The organism is Streptomyces sp. NPDC004788 (genome assembly GCF_053601115.1).
Map to the genome: position 1 here is coordinate 22,794 of NZ_JBSGBF010000056.1, position 22,025 is coordinate 44,818.

18 protein-coding genes, 2 tRNA genes and 1 pseudogene are annotated in these 22,025 nt (G+C 70.8%); 6 read left to right on the forward strand and 15 right to left on the reverse strand.

Annotation, left to right across the window (positions count from 1 at the left end):
* Positions 1–54: 54 nt before the first annotated feature.
* From ACWEJX_RS23390 to htpX, 4 genes are all read right to left on the reverse strand, one after another.
* The gene (locus ACWEJX_RS23390) at positions 55–519 is read right to left on the reverse strand and encodes a DUF6344 domain-containing protein (protein ID WP_451609360.1); all 465 of its coding nucleotides are present in this window, start codon (positions 517–519) and stop codon (positions 55–57) included.
* A gap of 6 nt (positions 520–525) precedes the next feature.
* The gene (locus ACWEJX_RS23395; RefSeq protein WP_451609361.1) at positions 526–1,962 is read right to left on the reverse strand and encodes an MFS transporter; all 1,437 of its coding nucleotides are present in this window, start codon (positions 1,960–1,962) and stop codon (positions 526–528) included.
* A gap of 115 nt (positions 1,963–2,077) precedes the next feature.
* Positions 2,078–2,674 carry a PspA-associated protein PspAB gene (gene pspAB / locus ACWEJX_RS23400; protein WP_451609362.1) on the reverse strand — a complete coding sequence of 199 codons (597 nt, stop codon included), beginning with the start codon at positions 2,672–2,674 and terminating at the stop codon, positions 2,078–2,080.
* Between the two features lie 26 nt (positions 2,675–2,700).
* Positions 2,701–3,612, reverse strand: coding sequence for a zinc metalloprotease HtpX (gene htpX, locus ACWEJX_RS23405; RefSeq protein ID WP_451609363.1), 912 nt, complete (start codon positions 3,610–3,612; stop codon positions 2,701–2,703).
* Positions 3,613–3,763: 151 nt separating this feature from the next.
* On the opposite strand from htpX, the gene ACWEJX_RS23410 reads away from it, so the two are divergent.
* The 3 genes and pseudogenes from ACWEJX_RS23410 to ACWEJX_RS23420 form a co-directional block, all read left to right on the forward strand.
* The gene (locus tag ACWEJX_RS23410) at positions 3,764–4,972 is read left to right on the forward strand and encodes an NAD(P)/FAD-dependent oxidoreductase (protein WP_451609364.1); all 1,209 of its coding nucleotides are present in this window, start codon (positions 3,764–3,766) and stop codon (positions 4,970–4,972) included.
* A gap of 215 nt (positions 4,973–5,187) precedes the next feature.
* Positions 5,188–6,030: an RNA polymerase sigma-70 factor gene (locus tag ACWEJX_RS23415; protein ID WP_451609382.1), complete on the forward strand. Its 843-nt coding sequence runs from the start codon at positions 5,188–5,190 to the stop codon at positions 6,028–6,030.
* A 90-nt stretch (positions 6,031–6,120) separates the two neighbouring features.
* Positions 6,121–6,462 (forward strand): annotated as a pseudogene (locus ACWEJX_RS23420) (hypothetical protein); the annotation flags it as partial.
* A 64-nt stretch (positions 6,463–6,526) separates the two neighbouring features.
* On the opposite strand, the gene ACWEJX_RS23425 reads toward ACWEJX_RS23420, so the two are convergent.
* Positions 6,527–6,599: transfer RNA gene (locus ACWEJX_RS23425), tRNA-Ala, on the reverse strand.
* Positions 6,600–6,730: 131 nt separating this feature from the next.
* Between ACWEJX_RS23425 and ACWEJX_RS23430 the strand changes: the two genes are divergently transcribed.
* On the forward strand, positions 6,731–7,279 hold the full coding sequence (locus ACWEJX_RS23430; RefSeq protein WP_451609365.1) for a helix-turn-helix domain-containing protein: 549 nt from the start codon (positions 6,731–6,733) through the stop codon (positions 7,277–7,279).
* 47 nt (positions 7,280–7,326) lie between these two features.
* Positions 7,327–8,598: a serine/threonine-protein kinase gene (locus ACWEJX_RS23435; RefSeq protein WP_451609366.1), complete on the forward strand. Its 1,272-nt coding sequence runs from the start codon at positions 7,327–7,329 to the stop codon at positions 8,596–8,598.
* A gap of 105 nt (positions 8,599–8,703) precedes the next feature.
* On the opposite strand, the gene ACWEJX_RS23440 is transcribed toward ACWEJX_RS23435, so the two are convergent.
* The 10 genes from ACWEJX_RS23440 to dnaA form a co-directional block, all read right to left on the reverse strand.
* Entirely contained in the window at positions 8,704–8,838 is a 135-nt protein-coding gene (locus ACWEJX_RS23440; RefSeq protein WP_003958712.1) for a DLW-39 family protein, read from the reverse strand.
* Positions 8,839–8,954: 116 nt separating this feature from the next.
* A tRNA-Ile gene (locus ACWEJX_RS23445) sits at positions 8,955–9,028 on the reverse strand.
* A 146-nt stretch (positions 9,029–9,174) separates the two neighbouring features.
* Positions 9,175–9,771, reverse strand: coding sequence for a DUF3566 domain-containing protein (locus ACWEJX_RS23450; protein WP_451609367.1), 597 nt, complete (start codon positions 9,769–9,771; stop codon positions 9,175–9,177).
* 106 nt (positions 9,772–9,877) lie between these two features.
* Positions 9,878–12,499 (reverse strand): DNA gyrase subunit A, encoded by a 2,622-nt coding sequence (gene gyrA / locus ACWEJX_RS23455; RefSeq protein WP_451609368.1) that lies wholly within the window; start codon positions 12,497–12,499, stop codon positions 9,878–9,880.
* Positions 12,500–12,540: 41 nt separating this feature from the next.
* Complete coding sequence (gene gyrB / locus ACWEJX_RS23460; RefSeq protein WP_451609369.1) at positions 12,541–14,571, reverse strand: DNA topoisomerase (ATP-hydrolyzing) subunit B; 2,031 nt, start codon at positions 14,569–14,571, stop codon at positions 12,541–12,543.
* A gap of 421 nt (positions 14,572–14,992) precedes the next feature.
* Positions 14,993–15,574, reverse strand: coding sequence for a DUF721 domain-containing protein (locus ACWEJX_RS23465; RefSeq protein ID WP_451609370.1), 582 nt, complete (start codon positions 15,572–15,574; stop codon positions 14,993–14,995).
* A complete protein-coding gene (gene recF, locus ACWEJX_RS23470) occupies positions 15,571–16,701 on the reverse strand; it encodes a DNA replication/repair protein RecF (RefSeq protein WP_451609371.1) in 1,131 nt (376 codons plus the stop codon). Before recF ends, ACWEJX_RS23465 begins: the two co-directional genes overlap by 4 nt.
* Before the next feature lie 57 nt (positions 16,702–16,758).
* On the reverse strand, positions 16,759–17,637 hold the full coding sequence (gnd, locus tag ACWEJX_RS23475) for a phosphogluconate dehydrogenase (NAD(+)-dependent, decarboxylating) (protein ID WP_403794327.1): 879 nt from the start codon (positions 17,635–17,637) through the stop codon (positions 16,759–16,761).
* A 108-nt stretch (positions 17,638–17,745) separates the two neighbouring features.
* Positions 17,746–18,876, reverse strand: coding sequence for a DNA polymerase III subunit beta (dnaN, locus tag ACWEJX_RS23480; protein WP_318208253.1), 1,131 nt, complete (start codon positions 18,874–18,876; stop codon positions 17,746–17,748).
* A gap of 829 nt (positions 18,877–19,705) precedes the next feature.
* Positions 19,706–21,487, reverse strand: a complete 1,782-nt coding sequence (gene dnaA / locus ACWEJX_RS23485; RefSeq protein WP_451609372.1) for a chromosomal replication initiator protein DnaA — start codon at positions 21,485–21,487, stop codon at positions 19,706–19,708.
* 382 nt (positions 21,488–21,869) lie between these two features.
* Between dnaA and rpmH the strand changes: the two genes are divergently transcribed.
* Positions 21,870–22,007, forward strand: coding sequence for a 50S ribosomal protein L34 (gene rpmH, locus ACWEJX_RS23490; protein WP_015659252.1), 138 nt, complete (start codon positions 21,870–21,872; stop codon positions 22,005–22,007).
* The last annotated feature ends 18 nt before the right edge of the window (positions 22,008–22,025 follow it).

Below are 22,025 nucleotides of genomic sequence, written 5' to 3' on the forward strand. Positions count from 1 at the left end.
ATGAGGCCGATGAGGCCGACGAGCCGTAGGGCGTGGCGGAGCTTCCGCCACGCCCTACGCGGCCGCGGAGCCGGCGGCCGACCGGGCGGTCGCGCCGGCCGGAGAACCGGCCGAGGAGTCGGCCGTCGAACCGGCCGAAGAACCAGCCGTGGCACCGGCCGTCGAACCGGCCGTGGCGGCCAGCGCCAGGCCGGTCAGGTCGACGCCTTCGGCCGCGGCGTCCGCACGCAGGTGGCGGACGGCGGGGGAGGAACCGTGCGCCTCGGCGCGGATGCGCTGCTTCATCGTGGGCGGCAGGGCGCGGCCCTGGGCCCGGTGCCAGTCGGGGGACCGCTGTGCGGGTACGGAGACGGCGGGGCGCGCTGCGGCGGCCGCGGCGGCACCGGCGAGTGCCGGCTCCTCGCCCTGGGCGAGCGCGGGCTGGGCGGCGGCGGTGGCGGGAGTCGCGAGGCCGAGGGAGGCGAGAAGGGCGAAGAGGACGGAGACGAGGGCGGTCCAGAACTGCTTGGCGGCGGCCATGACCCCTCACTTTCTTTCGGGTTCCGGTGTGGGCGTTCCGAGAGCCTCAGGAGTTCCGGGTGTTCCGGGCGTTCTCGGATGGTTCATTTCGGATTGCGCGCTTTTCGTACATTCCTCATGATGGGGAAGCGCGACCGGAATGCCCGGAGCGACGCCGTCGTCGTGCAGTTCTTCCGATGAACACCACTCGTCCGGCGCAGTACGGCTTGCGCTGCGCTCGGCCCACCGCACCGCGGGGCCCGTGGCGAGCGCCGCCACCAGGAAGATCCCGCCCAGGACCAGCCAGCCCACGGCGCCCTGCCCGATGAGCAGCGTGGTGACGAGCAGCGGGCCCAGCGTCCTGGCGACCGGCACGCCCGTGCCGTAGAAGCCCTGGTACTGGCCCATCCGGTCGGCCGGGGCGAGCCCGAAGCCGATCTGCCACGAGCCCGCCGAGTGGCGCATCTCGGCGACGACCTGGAGGACCGCGCCCAGGACGAGCACCCCGACCACCGGCCAGGTGCCGAGGCCGGCCGCCGCCGTCACCGCGAACACCGCGCACGAGGCGAGCATCACGAAGCCGGAGCTCCGCACCGCCCGTACGGCCTCCGGCAGCCCGGTCACCGAGCGGGCGGCGCGCACCTGAAAGAGCATCACCGCGCCCGTGTTGACGACGAAGAGGGCCGAGACCGTCCAGCCGGGCGCCGCCGTGCGCTCCGCGATCCACAGCGGCAGGGCGAGGCTGAGCAGCGGCAGCCGGAGCAGCAGGGCCGCGTTGAGGAGGGTGAGCAGGGCGTACGGACGGTCCCGCAGCACCACGAGCCGCGGCCCGTCGCCCTGACCGGTCGCCTCGGGGCCGCCCTGGACCGGCGGCAGGCCGCGCAGCAGCACGGCGCAGAGCAGGAAGCCGAGCGCGTCGAGGGTGAAGACGGCGAGATAGGCGGAGCGGGTCCCGGCGCTCAGTGCGAAGCCGCCGAGCGCGGCGCCGACGGCGAGGCCGGCGTTGAGCGTGGCCTGGAGCCGGGCCAGCATCGCGACCCGGGCGCCGGGTTCGACCAGGCCGGCGAGCAGGGCCTGGCGGGCGGCGGCGAGGCCGCTCTGCGCGGTGGCGTAGGCGACGGCGGCGAGCAGGAAGGGCAGGAAGGAGCGGATGACGAGGAAGGAGGCGACGGCCGCCGAGGTCGCCAGGGCGAGCAGTACGGCGCTGCCGCGCGGTCCGCGCCGGTCGGCGAGGGCTCCGAGCGGCACCCCGGCGAGCGAGCCGACGCCCCAGGCGACGGCGAGGCCGGCGCCGATCTGCGGGGCGGAGAGGCCGATGATCTTGGAGAAGTAGAGCGCCGAGGTGGTGTAGAAGGCTCCGTCGCCGACGGAGTTGCTGAGCTGGGCCAGGAGCAGGACCCGGTGCGTGGCCCGGGGAGTCGCCTGAGGAGTCGCCCGAGGAGTCGCCTCTTGAGTTTTCGCCATGGACACGACTTTATGGGCCAGTGGCCCAGGAATTCTGGTCCATTGAGCCCTTGATCCCGCGGGCCACTTTGCCCGCCCGTAGGCCGTTTCTTTCGGATCGGGCCGGAGACACCCCCTAGGTCCCGCCGAGCCCTGGCGCGCCCCACACCGGGAACCACCGCTCCAGCTCCGGCTCCATCGCCAGATCACCCGCGAGCAGCGCCCTGACCTGGAGTTCCAGGGTGTTGTCGCGGTTCTCGGAGCCGTCCGAGCGGGGCGCGAAGGGGTAGAAGGTACCGCGCTTGTAGAGGTAGACGAGCGCCAGGTCGTGTGCGGCCCCCGCGTCGCGGAAGGCGGTCAGGGAGCACAGCAGGTGCGGGCCGAACCCGGCCTCCTCGAGCAGCGTGTTGACCGCGTGGAGATCGTTGACCAGCGCCGCGAGGTCGTCGGCCGGGCGGTGGGCGGCGAGCCAGGTGTAGCCGTACGCGTCCTGCGTGAACGCCACCCGGGAGCCCGCGTCCCTCTTGTCCACGTCGAGCAGCTCCCGTACCTCCTCCTTCAACTGTGTGAACGCGCCGCCCTCCACCCCCGCGAAGCAGACCGACCCGGCGCCCGTGGGCGCGTAGCCGGTGCCGGCCTGGAGGGTGAGCGCGGCGGCCGGCAGCGCGAACAGCCGGTCGAGGTCGGGCCGTACCGGCCTGCTCCGTCCGAGGATGCTGTCGAGGAGTCCCATCGGCCCTGGTCCCCGGCCCTCAGCCCTCAGCCCTCGCCCAGCTGGGCCGAGATCCGGGCCAGCTGGTCGAGCCGCTGCTCCAGGGTGGGGTGGCTGGAGAGCAGCCGGCTCAGGCTCTCCTTCGAGGAGAAGGCGGGCGCGAACCAGAAGGCGTTGTACGGCTCCGCCTTGCGCAGGTCCTGGGTCGGGATCCGGGCCATCTGGCCGGTCACCTTGGTGAGCGCGGAGGCGAGCGCCGACGGGCGGCCGGTGAGCAGCGCGGCGGCCCGGTCGGCGGCGAGCTCGCGGTAGCGGGAGAGCACCCGGGTCAGCAGGAAGCTGATCACGTACACGAAGCCGCTGACGACCGGGATCAGGATCACCGCGATGGCCGTGTTGCTGTCCCGGCTGCGGCCGAGGCCGCTGTAGAGGGCGACGCGGGTCATCATCCCGGCAAGGACGCCGAGGAACGAGGCGATGGTCATCACCGCGACGTCGCGGTGTGCCACATGGGACATCTCGTGGGCGAGGACGCCCTCCAGCTCCTCCGGCTCCAGGCGGCGCAGCAGCCCGGTCGTGACGCAGACCAGCGCCGTCTTCTCGCCGCGGCCGGTCGCGAAGGCGTTGGGCACGTCGCTGTCGGCGATCGCGACCTTGGGTTTCGGCATGTCGGCGAGCGCGCAGATGCGGTCCACGGTGCCGTGCAGGTCCGGGGCCTGTTCCCGGGTGACCTCGCGCGCCCCCATGCCCAGGGCGGCGATCTTGTCGCTGAACCAGAACTGCGCGACGAACAGGGCGCCCGCGAGCAGCAGGATGACGGGCCAGGATCCGCGCAGCAGCACCATCAGGACCCCGACGAACACCACGTACAGCAGTCCGATCAGGAACATCGTCGTCGCCATGCGCGTGGCGAGCCCCCGGTCCGGGGCGTAGCGCGACCCTGATCGCGTTCTGGCCATCCGAGCACCCTCTTCCGAAGCTGCCCCCTCCTGCCAGTGTGCCCCCACCCTCGCGGAAGTGATCCGGGTCACAGCATGTCACGCCGGGAGGTCCCCCGGTGTCTTGAGGCCGACCCCCCGGAAACGGACGGGGAGACGGAGGAGACAGACCATGAGCGACATCGAGCAGGGCACCACCGAGGTGGTCGTGATCGGCGGCGGTTACGCGGGCGTCATGGCCGCCAACCGCCTCACCCAGCGGCCCGACGTGCACGTCACGCTGGTCAACCCGCGCGCGGTCTTCGTCCCGCGGCTCCGGCTGCACCAGCTGGTGGGCGGGACGCACGACGCGGTCGTCGCGTACGACGAGGTCCTCGCCACCGGCGTACGGCTCGTCGTCGACGAGGTGACCCGGATCGACGCGGCCGCCCGCCGGGTGAACCTGTGGAGCGGCGGGACGCTCGGCTACGACTACCTGGTCTACGGGGTCGGCAGCCACGGCGCCGAGCCGCGCGTCCCCGGCGCCGCCGAGTTCGCCCACCAGCCGGTCACCCTGGAGACGGCCCGGGAGCTGCGCGCGGCCTTGGACGCCACGCCGGCCGAGGCCCCGGTGACCGTCGTCGGAGGCGGGCCGACCGGCGTCGAGACGGCCGCCGAGCTCAGCGAGCAGGGCCGGCACGTCACCCTGGTGTCCGGCGGGGTGCTCGCCCCGTATCTGCACCCGAAGGCGCGGGCCGCGGTCGCGGGGCGGCTGGCCGCGCTCGGCACGACCGTGCTCGACGGTCCCGGCACCAGGGTGACCGCCGTGACCCGCGACACCGTCACGCTCGCCGACGGGCGCGAGCTGCGCAGCGCGGTCACCGTCTGGACGACCGGCTTCGCCGTCCCCGACCTCGCGACCAACAGCGGCCTGCGCACCGACCCGGCCGGGCGGCTGCTCACCGACGAGACGCTGACCAGCGTCGACGACGAGCGGATCGTCGCCGCCGGCGACGCGGCGGCCCCCTCCGACCTGCCGTTCCGGATGAGCGCCTACGGGGCGGGCTGCCTCGGCGCGCACGCCGCCGACACCGTGCTGCACCGCATCGCGGGCGAGCGGCCGGAGCCCGTCGACCTGTCGTACCCGGCCATGTGCATCAGCCTGGGGCGGCGGGCCGGGGTCTTCCAGCTCGCGAACAAGGACGACACCGCGAAGCGGCTCTACGTCGGCGGCCGCCCCGGCGCCAAACTCAAGGAGGTCTCCTGCGAGTTCAGCGTCAAGCACCTGGTGAACGAGGCCCGCAAGCCCGGCTCGCACCACTGGCCGAAGGGCCCGCACCGGCGCGAACTGCTGCGCGGCCGGGAGGAGATGGCGGAGCCCGCCGCCGAGCGGGCAGTCTGACCCGGTCAACAGCCTCTGACGGAAAGGACCTTGCCGTGGACGCCTCCGCCGCACCCCACGAGGCCGCTGGAGCCCCCGACCAGACCGCCGACGCCGCAGCCCCGGACCAGGCCGCCGAAGCCGCCGCCGCAGCCCCGGACCAGACCGCCGAACCCCACGAACCGGCCGCCGAAGCCCCGGACGCGGCGACCGAGACCTTCGTCGCGCACCGGAATCTGCTCTTCACCGTCGCGTACGAGATGCTCGGCTCCGCCGCCGACGCCGAGGACGTGCTCCAGGAGACCTGGCTGCGCTGGGCCGGCGTCGACCTCGACCAGGTGCGCGACCCGCGCGCGTACCTGGTCCGGATCACCACCCGGCAGGCGCTCAACCGGCTGCGCGTGGTCAAGCGTCGCCGGGAGGCGTACGTCGGCCAGTGGCTGCCGGAGCCGCTGCTCACCGCGCCCGACGTGGCGGAGGACGTCGAGCTCGCCGAGAGCATGTCCATGGCGATGATGCTGGTCCTGGAGACGCTCACCCCGACCGAGCGGGCCGTCTTCGTGCTGCGCGAGGTCTTCGACGTCGGATACGAGGAGATCGCGGCCGCCGTCGGCAAGACGCCGGCGACCGTCCGGCAGATCGCCCACCGCGCCCGGCAGCACGTCGACGCCCGCCGCCCCCGCAAGACGGCCTCCGTGCGCGAGGCCCGGGCGGCCATGGAGTCCTTCCGCCGCGCGGTCGAGACCGGCGACCCGCAGGGCCTCCTCGACGTGCTCGCCCCCGACGTGGTCCTGCTCGCCGACGGCGGCGGGCTCAAGCGGGCCGCGCTGCGCCCGGTCGTCGGCGCCGAGAAGTTCGTCCGCTTCTACCTCGGCCGCTCGCGCAAGGTCGGCGCCACGTTCACCTGCGAGCCCACCTTCGTCAACGGCAGCCCCGCCCTCGCCGTCCACCTCGACGGCGCATTCGACGGCGTCATGGCGCTGCGCGTCGAGGACGGCCTCATCACCGGCATCTACTTCGTCCGCAATCCCGAGAAGCTCACCGCGGTCACCTCCGGGACCCCGCTCACCCTCCGCTGACCGCGGCGCCCCCACCAGGGCCGCCGTCAGAGCCGCCATCAGAGCCGCCATCAGAGCCACCACCGGACCCACCGTCGGAAAGGACGCCACATGACCGGAAAGACGGAGACCTTCCTCAAGGTCTCGATCGCCCTGCAGACCCTGACCCTCTTCCTCCAGGCCACCAGCGCCGGACTGCTGCTCTCCACCTCGTACGGAGAGACGCTGCACGGCGTCGGAGCCCGGGTGATGTACGGCGCGACGATGCTCTACGTCCTCGCCGCGGTCCTCGCCTGGCGGCCGGGCGGCGGCTCGCCCCGCCCGATCCTCCACTCCACCGGCTTCCTGGTCCTCGCCTCCGCCCAGGTCGTCCTCGGCATCGCCCACAAGCCCGCGCTGCACGTCCCGCTGGGCGTCCTGATGTTCGGCCTCAGCGTCCTCGACCTCGGCCGGGTCCTGACCTCGAAAAACGCCCCCTCCGACCGCGTTTCCGCAGGTCAGAGAGGGCGTCTCGGAGTGGAGCCTAGGGGAGTCGAACCCCTGACATCTGCCATGCAAAGACAGCGCTCTACCAACTGAGCTAAGGCCCCGGAACGAGACCAGAGTACCGGGTCACCCCCCGTATCCCGCAAAAGGATTGGGACTCCCCCGAGACGACCACGCTCCGTAAGATGCTGACCGGGGTTCGCAGTGGCGAACCCAGGGATGGGGAGAAGTGGTAATGGATACAGCGCAGCAGGAAGCCACGGCCAGAGCCCGGGAGCTTCAGCGCAGTTGGTACGGGGAGCCGTTGGGGGCGCTCTTCCGCCGGCTGATCGACGATCTCGGGCTGAACCAGGCCAGGCTGGCGGCCGTGCTCGGGCTCTCGGCGCCCATGCTCTCCCAGCTGATGAGCGGCCAGCGGGCCAAGATCGGCAACCCCGCCGTCGTACAGCGGGTGCAGGCCCTGCAGGAGCTGGCCGGCCAGGTCGCCGACGGCAGCGTCAGCGCCGCCGAGGCCACCGACCGGATGGACGAGATCAAGAAGTCCCAGGGAGGCTCGGTGCTCACCGCCAACAGCACGACCACGGGCACCAGCGGCGCGCCCACCGTGCGCCGCGTGGTCCGGGAGATCCAGTCCCTGCTGCGCTCCGTGGCCGCGGCCGGCGACATCCTCGACGCGGCCGACACTCTCGCGCCCGCCCACCCCGAACTGGCAGAGTTCCTCCGGGTGTACGGCGCCGGGCGCACGGCGGACGCGGTCGCCCACTACGAGTCGCACCAGAACTGACACCGGAACTGACGCCGTAGTACGGGGCGGGGGGCGGGCGCAGCACGATGGGTGAGGTGTTCGCGGGCCGGTACGAGCTGGTCGATCCGGTCGGCCGTGGCGGCATAGGCGCGGTGTGGCGGGCCTGGGACCACCGGCGCCGCCGCTACGTGGCGGCGAAGGTGCTCCAGCAGAGCGACGCCCACACCCTGCTGCGCTTCGTCCGCGAGCAGGCGCTCAGGATCGACCACCCCCACGTCCTCGCCCCGGCCAGCTGGGCCGCGGACGACGACAAGGTCCTGTTCACCATGGACCTGGTGGCGGGTGGTTCCCTGGCGCACGTCATCGGGGACTACGGCGCGCTGCCGCCCCGGCTGGTGTGCGTGCTGCTCGACCAGCTGCTGGCCGGGCTGGCCGCGGTGCACGCGGAGGGGGTCGTGCACCGGGACATCAAGCCGGCCAACATCCTCATGGAGGCCACCGGCACCGGGCGGCCGCATCTGCGGCTCTCCGACTTCGGCATCTCCATGCGCAAGGGCGAGCCCCGGCTCACCGAGACCCACCACGTGATGGGGACGCCCGGCTACTTCGCGCCCGAGCAACTGACGGGCTCCGAGCCCGACTTCACGGCCGACCTGTTCGCGGTGGGCCTGGTCGGGCTCTATCTGCTGGAGGGCCGCAAGCCGGACTCCCAGGCCCTCGTGCGGCTCTTCCTGGCCCACGGGACCCCAGGAGCCCCTCAGGGCGTCCCCGAGCCCCTCTGGCAGGTTCTGGCGGGCCTGCTCCAGCCGGACCCGCGGAACCGGTTCCGTACGGCCACGGGGGCGCGCAAGGCGCTGCAGGCGGCGGCCGAGCTGCTGCCCGAGCCGGCGGCCGGCGAGGAACCGGTCGAGATCTTCGACCAGATCGGCCCGCTGCCGCCCGGCTTCGGCCCCGACGGTCCGCAGACGGCGGGCCCGCGGGCCGCGGGCCCACAGGCTGCCGGTCCGCAGGCTGCCGCTCGACAGGCTGCCGGTCCTGTCGGTCCGGAGGCTGCCAATCCGCAGGCTGCCGGACCGAAGCCCGTACGGGAGCCGGCGCCCGCGCCCGTACAGGGGCCCGCGCCCGCGCCCGTAACGCGGCCCGTACCGGAGCCCGCACCCGTACCGGAACCCGGGCCGGCGCCCACACCCGTACCGCCGCCTCCGTCGTACGCGCCGACCGTGACCGCGTACGCCACCCTGACCGCGCCGACGGTCCCCGCGCGCCGCTCCGGTCCTCCCGCGAAGGTGGCGGTGCCGGTGTTGGTCACCGCGCTGGTGTGCTTCGCGGTGGGGATCTGGGCGCTCATCCAGGCGTAGACGGAGACACGGCATTCACAAAAGCAAGGAATTCGTTCGCTTGCGCGAACAAGGCGAGGCCCCGGCCGCGAGAAGCGGCCGGGGCCTCGCCCAGACGGTTTCGTCTCACACACCCGAACCTGCGGGCACGGAGTCGGTCGCCTCCGTCCACAGATCCTGCTCGGCGCGATCCGCCTGGATCTGGCGGTACACGAGGAGCCCGCCGATGGCGGCCAGTGCGACCAGGAGAAGCTTCTTCACCGCGCGACCTCGTCTTTCATTGACGTAGGAGACTTCTGACGCCCACTCTACACATGGGTCGTGATCAACAAAGCAATCGGCCCGGACGGGTGAACCGTCCGGGCCGATCTTCTGTGTGGGGCTAACAGGATTTGAACCTGTGGCCTCATCCTTATCAGGGATGCGCTCTAACCAACTGAGCTATAGCCCCGCCGTGCTTCGCGGTGTGTGTCCCGCTCGCTGACTCCTGAAGATTAGCGCACGTGGGGGCCAGTCCCAAAATCCGATCCCTGGACCGGCCCCTCAGGCGTCATGCGCGGGTCACCCGCGGGTCACCCGCCCTCGTCACTCGTCTCGTCACTCGTCCTCGGCGAGCGTGAGCTCGACACCGCCCACGAACCCGGCGGAGAGGTTGTAGATGAACGCGCCCAGCGTGGCCAGCGCGGTCATCAGGACGACGTCGATCACCGCGATCACCGACGTGAAGATCAGGACGCGCGGCAGCGACAGGAAGGACTGCAGGTCGAAGCCGTTCGACTCGTTGGAGCCGGTCGCCTCGCTGATCGTGCCGCCGACGGTCGAGAAGACGCCCATGGCGTCCATGACCATCCACAGCACGGCCGCGGCCACCACCGTGCAGACGCCGAGCGCGATGGAGAGCAGGAAGCTCACCTTCATCACCGACCACGGATCGGCCTTGGCCACCCGCAGCCGCGCCTTGCGCGTCCGCGGGGTCGTGCGCGCCCCGGTGCGGGGCTTGCGCGCGGCGGAGGCGCCGTTCTGCCCGCCCGCCGTGTGACCGGCCGCGGAGCCGCCCGTGGGCGTGCCCTGCGCCGGGGTGCCGTACGCCTGCGGCGGGTGGTACGGGCCCTGGGGCTGCGTCCCACCGCGCTCGCCGGGCAGCGGCCCGTTGTACGTGTCGTACGGGGGCCGCTGCCCCCGAGTGTCCGTCACCGAAACCCCCTGGGAGTCCGTGGCGGAGCCACGGGCACCGCTCGATCCTGTGGACCGTCCGTCAACCGGATCGGTGCCCGTGGCTCCACTCACGCTCTGCTCCTCGTCACTCCCCGGCCGCGGGCTCCGTGCCCTCGGCCGACTCAGCCGTCACGGCCGTCTCGGCCGTTTCCACAGCGTCGGCAGCGTCGACGCCGTCGGCGGCGCCCTCGACGTACTCGTCCTCGCTGCCGGCCTCGGCGTTGCGAGCGATACCGACGACGGCGTCGCGCTTGCCCAGGTTGATCAGCTGGACGCCCATCGTGTCACGGCCGGTCTCCCTGACTTCGTTGACTCGCGTACGAATCACACCGCCGGACAGGGTGATGGCGAGGATCTCGTCCGTCTCCTCGACCACCAGCGCGCCCACGAGCGAACCGCGGTCCTCCACGATCTTGGCGGCCTTGATGCCGAGGCCGCCGCGGCCCTGGACGCGGTACTCGTCGACCGGGGTGCGCTTGGCGTAGCCACCGTCGGTCGCGGTGAAGACGAAGGTACCCGGGCGGACGACATTCATCGAGAGAAGCTCGTCGTCCTCGCGGAAACTCATCCCCTTGACGCCGGACGTGGCCCGGCCCATCGGGCGCAGCGCCTCGTCCGTGGCGGTGAAGCGGATCGACTGCGCCTTCTTGGAGACGAGCAGCAGGTCGTCCTCGGCGGACACCAGCTCGGCGCCGATCAGCTCGTCGTCGCTGCCGTCCTCCCGCTCGCGCAGGTTGATCGCGATGACGCCGCCGGAGCGCGGCGAGTCGTAGTCCTTCAGGGCGGTCTTCTTCACCAGACCGGCCTTGGTGGCGAGCACCAGGTAGGGCGCGGCCTCGTAGTCGCGGATCGCGAGGATCTGGGCGATCTGCTCGTCCGGCTGGAAGGCGAGCAGGTTGGCCACGTGCTGGCCGCGGGCGTCCCGGCCGGCGTCCGGCAGCTCGTACGCCTTGGCCCGGTAGACCCGGCCCTTGTTGGTGAAGAACAGCAGCCAGTGGTGCGTGGTGGAGACGAAGAAGTGGTCGACGATGTCGTCCTGCTTCAGCTTCGTGCCGCGCACACCCTTGCCGCCGCGCTTCTGCGAGCGGTAGTCCTCGGTCTTCGTCCGCTTGACGTAGCCGCCACGCGTGATGGTGACGACGATGTCCTCCTCGGCGATGAGGTCCTCGATGGACATGTCACCGTCGAAGGGCACCAGCTGGGAGCGGCGGTCGTCGCCGAACTTGGCGACGAGGGCGGCGAGTTCCTCGCTGACGATCGCCCGCTGCTTCTCGGGCGAGGCCAGGATCGCGTTGTACTCGTTGATCTTCGCCTGGAGCTCGTCGTGCTCGGCGACGATCTTCTGGCGCTCCAGGGCGGCGAGCCGGCGCAGCTGCATCTCGAGGATGGCGTTGGCCTGGATCTCGTCGATCTGGAGGAGGCCCATGAGGCCCTCGCGGGCCACCTCGACCGTCTCGCTGCGCCGGATGAGCGCGATGACCTCGTCGATCGCGTCGAGCGCCTTGAGCAGACCGCGCAGGATGTGGGCGCGCTCCTCGGCCTTGCGCAGCCGGAACTTCGTCCGGCGGACGATGACCTCGATCTGGTGCGTCACCCAGTGGCGGATGAACGCGTCGATCGAGAGGGTGCGCGGCACGCCGTCGACGAGGGCCAGCATGTTGGCGCCGAAGTTCGTCTGCAGGTCGGTGTGCTTGTAGAGGTTGTTGAGGACGACCTTGGCGACCGCGTCCCGCTTGAGCACGATGACCAGGCGCTGGCCGGTGCGCGAGGAGGTCTCGTCGCGGACGTCGGCGATGCCGCCGATCTTGCCGTCCTTGACCAGGTCGGCGATCTTCTGCGCGAGGTTGTCCGGGTTGACCTGGTAGGGCAGCTCGGTGACCACCAGGCACTGGCGGTTCTGGATCTCCTCGACCTCGACGACCGCGCGCATGGTGATGGAGCCGCGGCCGGTGCGGTACGCCTCCTCGATGCCCTTGCGGCCGACGACGAGCGCGCCGGTGGGGAAGTCGGGGCCCTTGATGCGCTCGATGAGCGCGTCGAGCAGCTCCTCGTGGCTGGCCTCGGGGTTCTCCAGGTACCACTGGGCGCCGGCGGCGACCTCGCGCAGGTTGTGCGGCGGGATGTTGGTCGCCATGCCGACCGCGATGCCGGCGGAGCCGTTGATCAGCAGGTTCGGGAAGCGGGAGGGCAGGACGGTCGGCTCCTGGGAGCGGCCGTCGTAGTTGTCCGTGAAGTCGACGGTCTCCTCGTCGATGTCGCGGACCATCTCCATCGACAGCGGCGCCATCTTGCACTCGGTGTAGCGCATGGCGGCCGCCGGGTCGTTGCCCGGGGAGCCGAAGTTGCCGTTGGAGTCGACGAGCGGCATCCGCATGGCCCAGGGCTGGGCGAGACGGACGAGGGCGTCGTAGATCGAGGTGTCGCCGTGCGGGTGGTAGTTGCCCATCACGTCGCCGACGACGCGGGCGCACTTGTAGAAGCCCTTCTCGGGCCGGTAGCCGCCGTCGTACATCGCGTACAGGACGCGGCGGTGCACCGGCTTGAGACCGTCGCGGACGTCGGGCAGCGCGCGGGACACGATGACGGACATCGCGTAGTCGAGGTACGAGCGCTGCATCTCGGTCTCGAGCCCGACCGGCTCGATCCGCAGCTGCGGCTCTTCCTCTTCCGCGGTCTCGGTGTTCACGGGAGTGTTTTCGTCGGCCATTGCTGGTCGTCAGTCCTTTCGTACGGTCAGCTGAGACCGACTCAGATGTCGAGGAAACGAACGTCCTTGGCGTTGCGCTGGATGAACGAGCGCCGTGCCTCGACGTCCTCGCCCATCAGCACCGAGAACAGGTCGTCGGCCTGCGCGGCGTCGTCCAGGGTGACCTGGCCGAGCACACGGTGCTCGACGTCCATGGTGGTGACGCGCAGCTCCTCGGCGTTCATCTCGCCGAGACCCTTGAAGCGCTGGATCGAGTCCTCGCGGATCCGCTTGCCGTTCTGCTTGCCCAGCTCGACGAGCGCGTCGCGCTCGCGGTCCGAGTAGGCGTACTCGAAGTCGTCCCGGCCCCACTTGATCTTGTAGAGCGGCGGGCGGGAGAGGTAGACGTGACCGGCCTCGACCAGCGGACGCATGAAGCGGAAGAGGAAGGTCAGCAGCAGGGTGTTGATGTGCTGGCCGTCGACGTCGGCGTCCGCCATCAGGATGATCTTGTGATAGCGGAGCTTCTCGATGTCGAAGTCCTCGTGCACACCGGTGCCGAAGGCGGAGATCAGCGCCTGGACCTCGGTGTTCTGCAGGATCTTGTCGATCCGGGCCTTCTCGACGTTCAGGATCTTGCCGCGGATCGGCAGGATGGCCTGGTACATCGGGTTGCGGCCGGACTTGGCCGAGCCGCCGGCGGAGTCACCCTCGACGATGAAGATCTCGCACTTGGTGGGGTCGTTCGACTGGCAGTCGGAGAGCTTGCCCGGCAGCGACGCCGACTCCAGGAGACCCTTGCGGCGGGTCAGGTCACGGGCCTTGCGGGCGGCCACGCGCGCGGTGGCGGCGGTGATGCCCTTGCGGATGATGTCCGCGGCCTCGTTGGGGTTGCGGTCGAACCAGTCCGTGAGGTGCTCGAAGACGACCTTCTGGACGAAGGTCTTCGCCTCGGTGTTGCCGAGCTTGGTCTTGGTCTGGCCCTCGAACTGCGGCTCGCCGATCTTGACCGAGATGATCGCGGTCAGACCCTCGCGGATGTCGTCACCCGTGAGGTTGTCGTCCTTCTCGCGGAGCAGCTTCTTCTCGCGCGCGTACTTGTTGACGAGCGTCGTCAGCGCGGCGCGGAAGCCCTCCTCGTGCGTACCGCCCTCGTGGGTGTGGATCGTGTTCGCGAACGAGTACACGCCCTCGCTGTACGAGGAGTTCCACTGCATCGCGATCTCGACCGAGAGCAGGCGCTCCTTGTCCTCGGCCTCGACGTCGATGACGGTCGGGTGGACCAGCTCGCCCTTGCGCGAGTTGAGGTACTTCACGAAGTCGACGATGCCGCCCTCGTAGTGGTACTTCACCGTACGGGCCGTGGGCTCGGCGGCCGCCTCCGCGTCCGGGTCGTCGGCGCCGACCGTGGCCTTCGCGGACTCGCGCTCGTCGGTGAGCGCGATCGTCAGGCCCTTGTTGAGGAAGGCCATCTCCTGGAAGCGGCGCGAGAGCGTCTCGAAGGAGTACTCGGTCGTCTCGAAGATGTCCGGGTCGGCCCAGAAGGTGACCGAGGTGCCCGTCTCGTCGGTCTCCTCGTGCTTCGCGAGGGGCGCGGTCGGGACGCCCATCTTGTAGTCCTGCGTCCAGCGGTGGCCGTCGGTCTTGATCTCCACCGAGACCTTGGTGGAGAGGGCGTTGACGACGGAGACGCCGACGCCGTGCAGACCGCCGGAGACCGCGTAACCGCCGCCGCCGAACTTGCCGCCGGCGTGCAGCACGGTCAGCACGACCTCGACCGCCGGCCGGCCCTCGGACTCGACGATGCCGACCGGGATGCCACGGCCGTTGTCGACGACGCGCACGCCGCCGTCGGCGAGGATCGTCACGTCGATGGTGTCCGCGTGCCCGGCCAGGGCTTCGTCGACCGAGTTGTCGACGACCTCCTGCACCATGTGGTGCAGACCGCGCTCACCGGTCGAGCCGATGTACATGCCAGGGCGCTTGCGCACGGCATCCAGGCCCTCGAGGACCTGGATGTTGCTGGCGGTGTACTGGTTGTTCTCGTTGGGGTTGCCGGAATCGGCCACGAAGCGCCCTTTCTGGCACAGCACAGGCCGTTCTCCGGACGTACGGGAGCGGCTGCGTCGTTCGACATGTTCCGCAGGGTGGCGGGATTGTCTTCCAGTCTACCGGTACCACTGACAGTCATGGGGGTTTGCCGGTCCCTGAATGCTCATGTGCCGCCCTAGCCGGGCCCGAGACGACTCCCCATATCCGGAGAGGGGCTCCAGACGCCCCTGACGGCCACCTAGCGCTTCGGGTCGTAGCGCGTAGTGGCGACCCGTTTCGTGGCCCACGGTTTGTGGGCATCCGTCCCGCTGGGGCCGGGGGTCCCCCCGGACGGAGTCCGGGGGGGGGACGGTGGGCACAAACCCCCGCGCAGGCGCCCTTCGCTTGGACCCGCGCCCCGGCGGACCTGCGCCGCCGGCGGACCCGCGCCCCGGCGGGCCTGCGCCGCCGGCTCGGCCCGGCTCAGCCGTACGTGTCGCCCGGCCCCGTGGACCCGGGCGCGCGCAGGGGGCCGTACCCCCGCCGCGGCCCACCCGGCCCCAGCACCTTGATCATCCGCACGGTCCCGTGCCCCAGGTCCTCGTTCAGCCGCGCCACCAGCCTCGGCGCCAGCAACCGCAATTGCGTCGCCCATGCCGTCGAGTCGCACTGCACGGTGAGCACCCGCTCCTCCGGGTCCTCGTCGTACTTCAGCGGTACGCAGTGTTTCGCGAGGTCCTCGCCCACGATCTGCGGCCACCGCCCCATGACGCCGCCCACCGCCGCCGGCGTCTCCCAGCCGCGCTCGGTGATCAGCCGGTTGATCGCGGCGCCGAGCGCCATCGGGTCGCGCCCGTCGGCGCGCGCGCCGGAGCGCAGGCCGCCGCCGCGCCGGGCCTGCTTCTTCTGCGCCGCGGCCGCGCCCCGGGCCCTCGCCTGCTCCTTGGCGGCGCGCAGCGCGACCCGCGCGAGGTCGACGCCGGAGGGCTCGGGGACCGCCGGGGTCGCCGGGACCGCGGAGCTCGCGGACTTGTCCACAGGCTGTGGGGAAATCTCGTCGCTCATCCCTGCACCACCCGCTCCACCTCGCCGCCGGAGACCGCGTACCGCGTCCCCGTCAGCACCCCCGGCACGTCGTCGTCCACCGCCGCCGTGACGAGCACCTGCTCCCCCGGCGCCACCAGCTCCGCGAGCCGTTCCCGGCGCCGCGCGTCCAGCTCCGCGAAGACGTCGTCGAGCACGAGCACCGGCTCGTTGCCCTCCGCGCGCAGCAGGTCGTACGAGGCGAGCCGCAGCGCCAGCGCGTACGACCAGGACTCGCCGTGGCTCGCGTACCCCTTGGCCGGCAGGTCGCCGAGCTTGAGCAGCAGGTCGTCGCGGTGCGGACCGACGAGCGTGACGCCGCGCTCGATCTCCTGCTTGCGTACGTCGGCGAGGGCGGCGATCAGCTGCCCGTACAGCTCCTCGCGGGTGTGCCCGTCGCCGGGCGCGGACGGCTTGTACTCCAGCTGGACCGGCCCGCCGCCCGGCGCCAGCTGCTCGTACGCCTTGTCGGCGAGCGGCCGCAGCATGCCGATGAGGTCGAGCCGCTGGGCGAGCAGCTCGGCGCCGGCCCGGGCCAGGTGCTGGTCCCAGACGTCCAAGGTGGACATGTCCATGGAGCGGCCGCCGTGCCGCCGGGCCATGGCGGCGGACTTGAGGAGCGTGTTGCGCTGCTTGAGCACCCGCTCGTAGTCGGAGCGCACGCCCGCCATGCGCGGCGCGCGCGCCGTGATCAGTTCGTCGAGGAAGCGCCGGCGCTCGCCGGGGTCGCCCTTGATCAGCGCCAGGTCCTCCGGTGCGAACAGCACGGTCCGGACGATGCCCAGCACGTCCCGCGGCCTGACCTGCGAGGACCGGTTGATGCGGGCGCGGTTGGCCCGGCCCGGGTTGAGCTCCAGCTCGACCAGCTGGGAGCGCTCGCCCTGGGTGACGGCGGCCCGGATGACCGCCCGCTCCGCGCCCATCCGCACCAGCGGGGCGTCGGAGGCGACGCGATGGCTGCCGAGGGTGGCGAGATAGCCGACGGCCTCGACGAGATTGGTCTTGCCCTGGCCGTTCGCGCCGACGAAAGCGGTGACGCCCGGGTCGAGCGGGACCTCGACCCGGGCGTACGAGCGGAAGTCGGCCAGCGACAGATGCGTGACGTGCATGGTGGGCGCCGACCTTCCCCGCGGCTGCTGTGCACCGCGGGGTGCACAGCCTGTGGATTACTTCTTCGTCTCGACCGCGTGGCCGCCGAACTGGTTGCGCAGCGCGGCGATCATCTTCATCTGCGGCGAGTCGTCCTGCCGCGAGGCGAACCGCGCGAAGAGCGACGCGGTGATCGCCGGCAGCGGCACGGCGTTGTCGATGGCGGCCTCGACGGTCCACCGGCCCTCGCCGGAGTCCTCCGCGTAGCCGCGCAGCTTGTCCAGGTGCTCGTCCTCGTCGAGGGCGTTGACCGCGAGGTCCAGCAGCCACGAGCGGATGACGGTGCCCTCCTGCCAGGAGCGGAAGACCTCGCGGACGTCGGTGACGGAGTCGACCTTCTCCAGGAGCTCCCAGCCCTCGGCGTACGCCTGCATCATCGCGTACTCGATGCCGTTGTGGACCATCTTCGCGAAGTGGCCGGCGCCGACCTTGCCCGCGTGGACCGAGCCGAACTCGCCCTCGGGCTTGAGCGCGTCGAAGATCGGCTGGACCCGGGCCACGTGCTCGGCGTCGCCGCCGTACATCAGCGCGTAGCCGTTCTCCAGGCCCCAGACGCCGCCGGAGACGCCGCAGTCGACGAACCCGATGCCCTTGGCGGCCAGCTCCTCGGCGTGCTTCTCGTCGTCGGTCCAGCGGGAGTTGCCGCCGTCCACGACGATGTCGCCGGGGGAGAGCAGCTCGGCCAGCTCGTCGATGGTCGACTGGGTCGCCGCACCGGCGGGGACCATGACCCACACGACGCGCGGACCCTTGAGCTTGCCCACAAGCTCTTCCAGGCTGTGGACATCGGCGAGGTCCGGGTTGCGGTCGTATCCGATGACGGTGTGGCCGCCGCGGCGAATGCGCTCGCGCATGTTGCCGCCCATCTTGCCGAGACCGACGAGACCGAGCTCCATCAGAGATTCCTTAAGCGTCGTGTGCGGTTTACCCGGGTCCGAGCCTACGCCCGGACCCGCGTGCACACCTGTGGGGTCAGCCGCTCAGTCGACGACCGTGTCCCGGCGTCAGCCGCTCAGGCGCACCGGCATGATCAGGTACTTGTACGCCTCGTCCGCCTCGGCGTCGACCGCCGGCTTGCCGCTCAGGAGGGCCGGCTTGGTGGAGGTCGTGAAGGAGAGCTGGGCGACCGGGGAGTCGATCGCGCTCAGACCGTCCAGGAGGAAGGTCGGGTTGAAGGCGATCGAGATGTCGTCGCCGTCGAGCTGTGCGTCGACGCGCTCCACAGCCTGTGCGTCGTCGCTGGAGCCGGCCTCCAGGATGAGCACGCCCTGCTCGAAGCTGAGCCGGACCGGGGTGTTGCGCTCGGCCACCAGGGCGACGCGCTTGACGGCCTCGACGAAGGGGGCGGTCTCGATCACCGCGACCGAGTTGAACTCGGTGGGGAAGAGCGTCCGGTACTTCGGCAGGTCGCCTTCGAGGAGGCGGGTGGTGGTGCGGCGGCCCGCGCCCTCGAAACCGATCAGGCCCTCGCCCTTGCCGGAGCCGGAGAGCGCCAGGGTCACCGTGTCACCGCTGGTCAGCGCCTTGGCGGTGTCCAGGAGGGTCTTCGCGGGCACCAGGGCCACGGCGGAGGCGTCCGGGGACTCCGGCTTCCACAGGAACTCGCGGACCGCGAAGCGGTAGCGGTCGGTGGAGGCCAGGGTGACGGTGTCGCCCTCGATCTCGATGCGCACACCGGTGAGGACGGGCAGCGTGTCGTCACGGCCGGCGGCGATGGCCACCTGCGCGGCGGCGGAGGCGAAGACCTCACCGGGGACCGTGCCGGTCGCGGTGGGCATCTCGGGCAGCGCCGGGTACTCCTCCACAGGCAGGGTGTGGAGGGTGAAGCGGGAGGAGCCGCAGACCACGGTCGCCCGTACACCGTCTGTGGAGATCTCCACCGGACGGTTGGGGAGGGCGCGGCAGATGTCGGCGAGCAGGCGGCCGGAGACCAGGACGGTGCCGTCCTCCTCGACCTCCGCCTCGACGGAGACGCGGGCCGAGACCTCGTAGTCGAAGCTGGAGAAGCTCAGCGCGCCGTCCTCGGCCTTCAGCAGAAGGCCCGCGAGAACGGGCGCCGGCGGACGGGCCGGAAGGCTGCGGGCCACCCACGCCACCGCCTCCGCGAGTACATCGCGCTCCACCCGGATCTTCACCGGAACCGCCTCCTGCTTGTTGCTGGCTCTTCGTCGACTGCGGGATCCAGTCTGACGTACGCCACCGACACTCGGTGCGGCTCGGGGTCAAGTCGCGACAAGAGGTCGCCGAGGCTCCGGGCTCGAGTTGTCCACACACCCCACTTCGAAGCGGATTCCGAGCTAACTATGAGTGGGAGTAGTAGTAGGGCCTGTGGAAACCGTGGATAACGTCGTCTGCGCAGGTCAAGGCCGGTTTTTTGTCCACTGCGCCTGTGCATGGGACCGGTGGACAACCGGGGTGCGCTGTGGACACAGCAAAGTTCTGCACACCCGATTCACAGGGCATGGGGAGTTCTCCCCAGTGCTGTCCCCAGCTTTCCCCAGGTTCCCCACAGCCCAAACGTCTCCCTTGGTGTGACGGCTTTCACTCGCCCCAGTGAGCGCGGGTGTTTCGTTGCCGAACAGTGGACAGCGGTGTGGAGAAGCTGTGGGCAACCGCCGTCGCCCTGTGGGTTGCCGGTGGACAACCGAGTGGGGCCCCTGTGGACGGATCTTTCGTCCACAGGCTGTGGAGATCGGTTGCCAACAATTCCACAAGGCTCTGAGCTGGGATGATGCTGTGTCACCAGGGCTGCCTGTGGATGCAATCCGGATAACTCGGAAGTCCCCACCCTGTGGACGGGAGATCATCCCCCAATCTGTGGAGAACCCGCCACCGGAACGGAGTAATCGAACAGCGGCCTTGCGCCGGCGGCCCGCCGGGAACGCCGAAGGGCCCTCCGGGAACGCCGAAGGGCGCCCCGGGAGGTGTCCGGAGCGCCCTTCTGAGCCCTGTGAGGGGCCGTCGTCAGCCGTTCTTGATGCGGTTGGTCAGCTCGGTGACCTGGTTGTAGATGGAGCGCCGCTCCGCCATCAGCGCGCGGATCTTGCGGTCCGCGTGCATCACCGTAGTGTGGTCGCGGCCGCCGAACTGCGCGCCGATCTTCGGCAGCGACAGGTCCGTGAGCTCGCGGCACAGGTACATGGCGATCTGCCGGGCGGTGACCAGGACCCGGCTGCGGGACGAGCCGCACAGGTCCTCCACCGTCAGACCGAAGTAGTCGGCGGTCGCCGCCATGATCGCGCCTGCGGTGATCTCCGGGGCCGTGTCCTCGCCGCCCGGGATCAGGTCCTTGAGGACGATCTCGGTGAGCCCCAGGTCCACCGGCTGCCGGTTGAGGCTCGCGAACGCCGTCACCCGGATCAGCGCCCCCTCCAGCTCGCGGATGTTCCGCGAGATCCGGGACGCGATGAACTCCAGCACCTCCGGCGGCGCGTTCAGCTGCTCCTGCACCGCCTTCTTGCGGAGGATCGCGATGCGCGTCTCCAGCTCCGGCGGCTGCACGTCCGTGGTCAGGCCCCACTCGAAGCGGTTGCGGAGCCGGTCCTCCAGGGTCACCAGCTGCTTGGGCGGCCGGTCCGAGGACAGCACGATCTGCTTGTTGGCGTTGTGGAGCGTGTTGAAGGTGTGGAAGAACTCCTCCTGCGTCGACTCCTTGCTCGCGAGGAACTGGATGTCGTCGACCAGCAGGATGTCCACGTCCCGGTAGCGCTTGCGGAACGCGTCGCCCTTGCCGTCACGGATCGAGTTGATGAACTCGTTGGTGAACTCCTCCGAGCTCACGTACCGCACCCGGGTGCCCGGGTAGAGGCTCCGCGCGTAGTGACCGATCGCGTGCAGCAGATGGGTCTTGCCGAGCCCGGACTCGCCGTAGATGAAGAGGGGGTTGTACGCCTTCGCCGGCGCCTCCGCGACGGCGACCGCCGCCGCGTGCGCGAAGCGGTTCGAGGAACCGATGACGAAGGTGTCGAAGAGGTACTTGGGGTTCAGCCGGGCGTGCTGCTCACCGGGTGCGCCGGTGCCGCCGCCCTGGCCGGACGAGCCGGAGCCGGACGGCCCGGACACGCCGCCGCCGGGGACGCCGGGACGCGGCCCGCGGCCCGGGACCGGTCCCTCCGTGTCCGGCAGCTCCGTCCGCTCGGGGCGCTGCGGCTGCTCGTACGCGGGGCGCTCGTCGTACCGCGTCGGCTGGGGCTGCTGCGGGCGGGGCGTCGCGTACGGATCGCGCTCCTGGAAGCCGCCGAGCCGCTGCTGCTGCCAGGTGACATCCTCCTGGGCGCGCGGCCAGACGCCCGGGTCGGGGCGCTGCTGCTGGTACTCGGGGTAGGCGGGGCGGGCCGTCGGCAGCCCGTCCTCCGGCATCGGCCGGCCGTAGTCGTCGTACTTCTCGTATGTGTCGTACGTCTCGCGCTTGCCGTACGGCTGCGGGGCCGGCCGCATGGGCTGGGCCGGCGGCGCGGGCGGCGTCGGCTCGCCGACGGAGTCGTCGACGGTGATCGCGATCCGGATCGGGCGGCCGCAGGCGCGGCTGAGCGCGTCGCTGATCAGTGGGGCGAGACGGCCTTCGAGGACCTGCTTGCCGTACTCGTTGGGCACGGCAAGCAGCGCCGTGTCGGCCACCAGTGCGAGCGGCTGGCAGCGCTCGATCCACTGTTTGTCCTTGGACTCGATGCCCTGTTGGCCTTCGCCGAGGAGCTGTTCGAGTACACGCGGCCACACTGCGGCAAGATCGGCAGGTACGTCAGCCACGGGGCACGCTTCCTCGCAGGTCCACCGATGGTGTGGTTCTCGGGGACGGTCGGTCGAAGTCCGTAAGGACAGGTAAGGACAGATCGGAAAAGATTGTGGAGTTCAGCCACGGTAGTCGGGGCGGCTGACGTGGTTCAAGTTGTTGTCCACAGCCTGTGCACAAGGGTGCCCCGACGACGGGCCGGTTTGACCGGATGGCGTAGCCGCGCGTACCGTAACCAGGTCGAGTTGTCGATGGCTGCTGCCGCCTGCCTACCGATGGGCGAAGATCACCCTATGTGATCGCGAAGCGGTGCACTCGAGCGTATGCGAGCTAATCGTGGGCGCACGGTGACAGCCAGGCGATGTCCCGCCACCAACGATTCATTTCTGGAGTCCCCGAGTGAGCAAGCGCACCTTCCAGCCGAACAACCGTCGTCGCGCCAAGACCCACGGCTTCCGCCTGCGCATGCGCACCCGTGCCGGCCGCGCCATCCTGGCGAACCGCCGTGCCAAGGGTCGCGCGAGCCTGTCCGCCTGATCTGTCTAAACAGGTCAT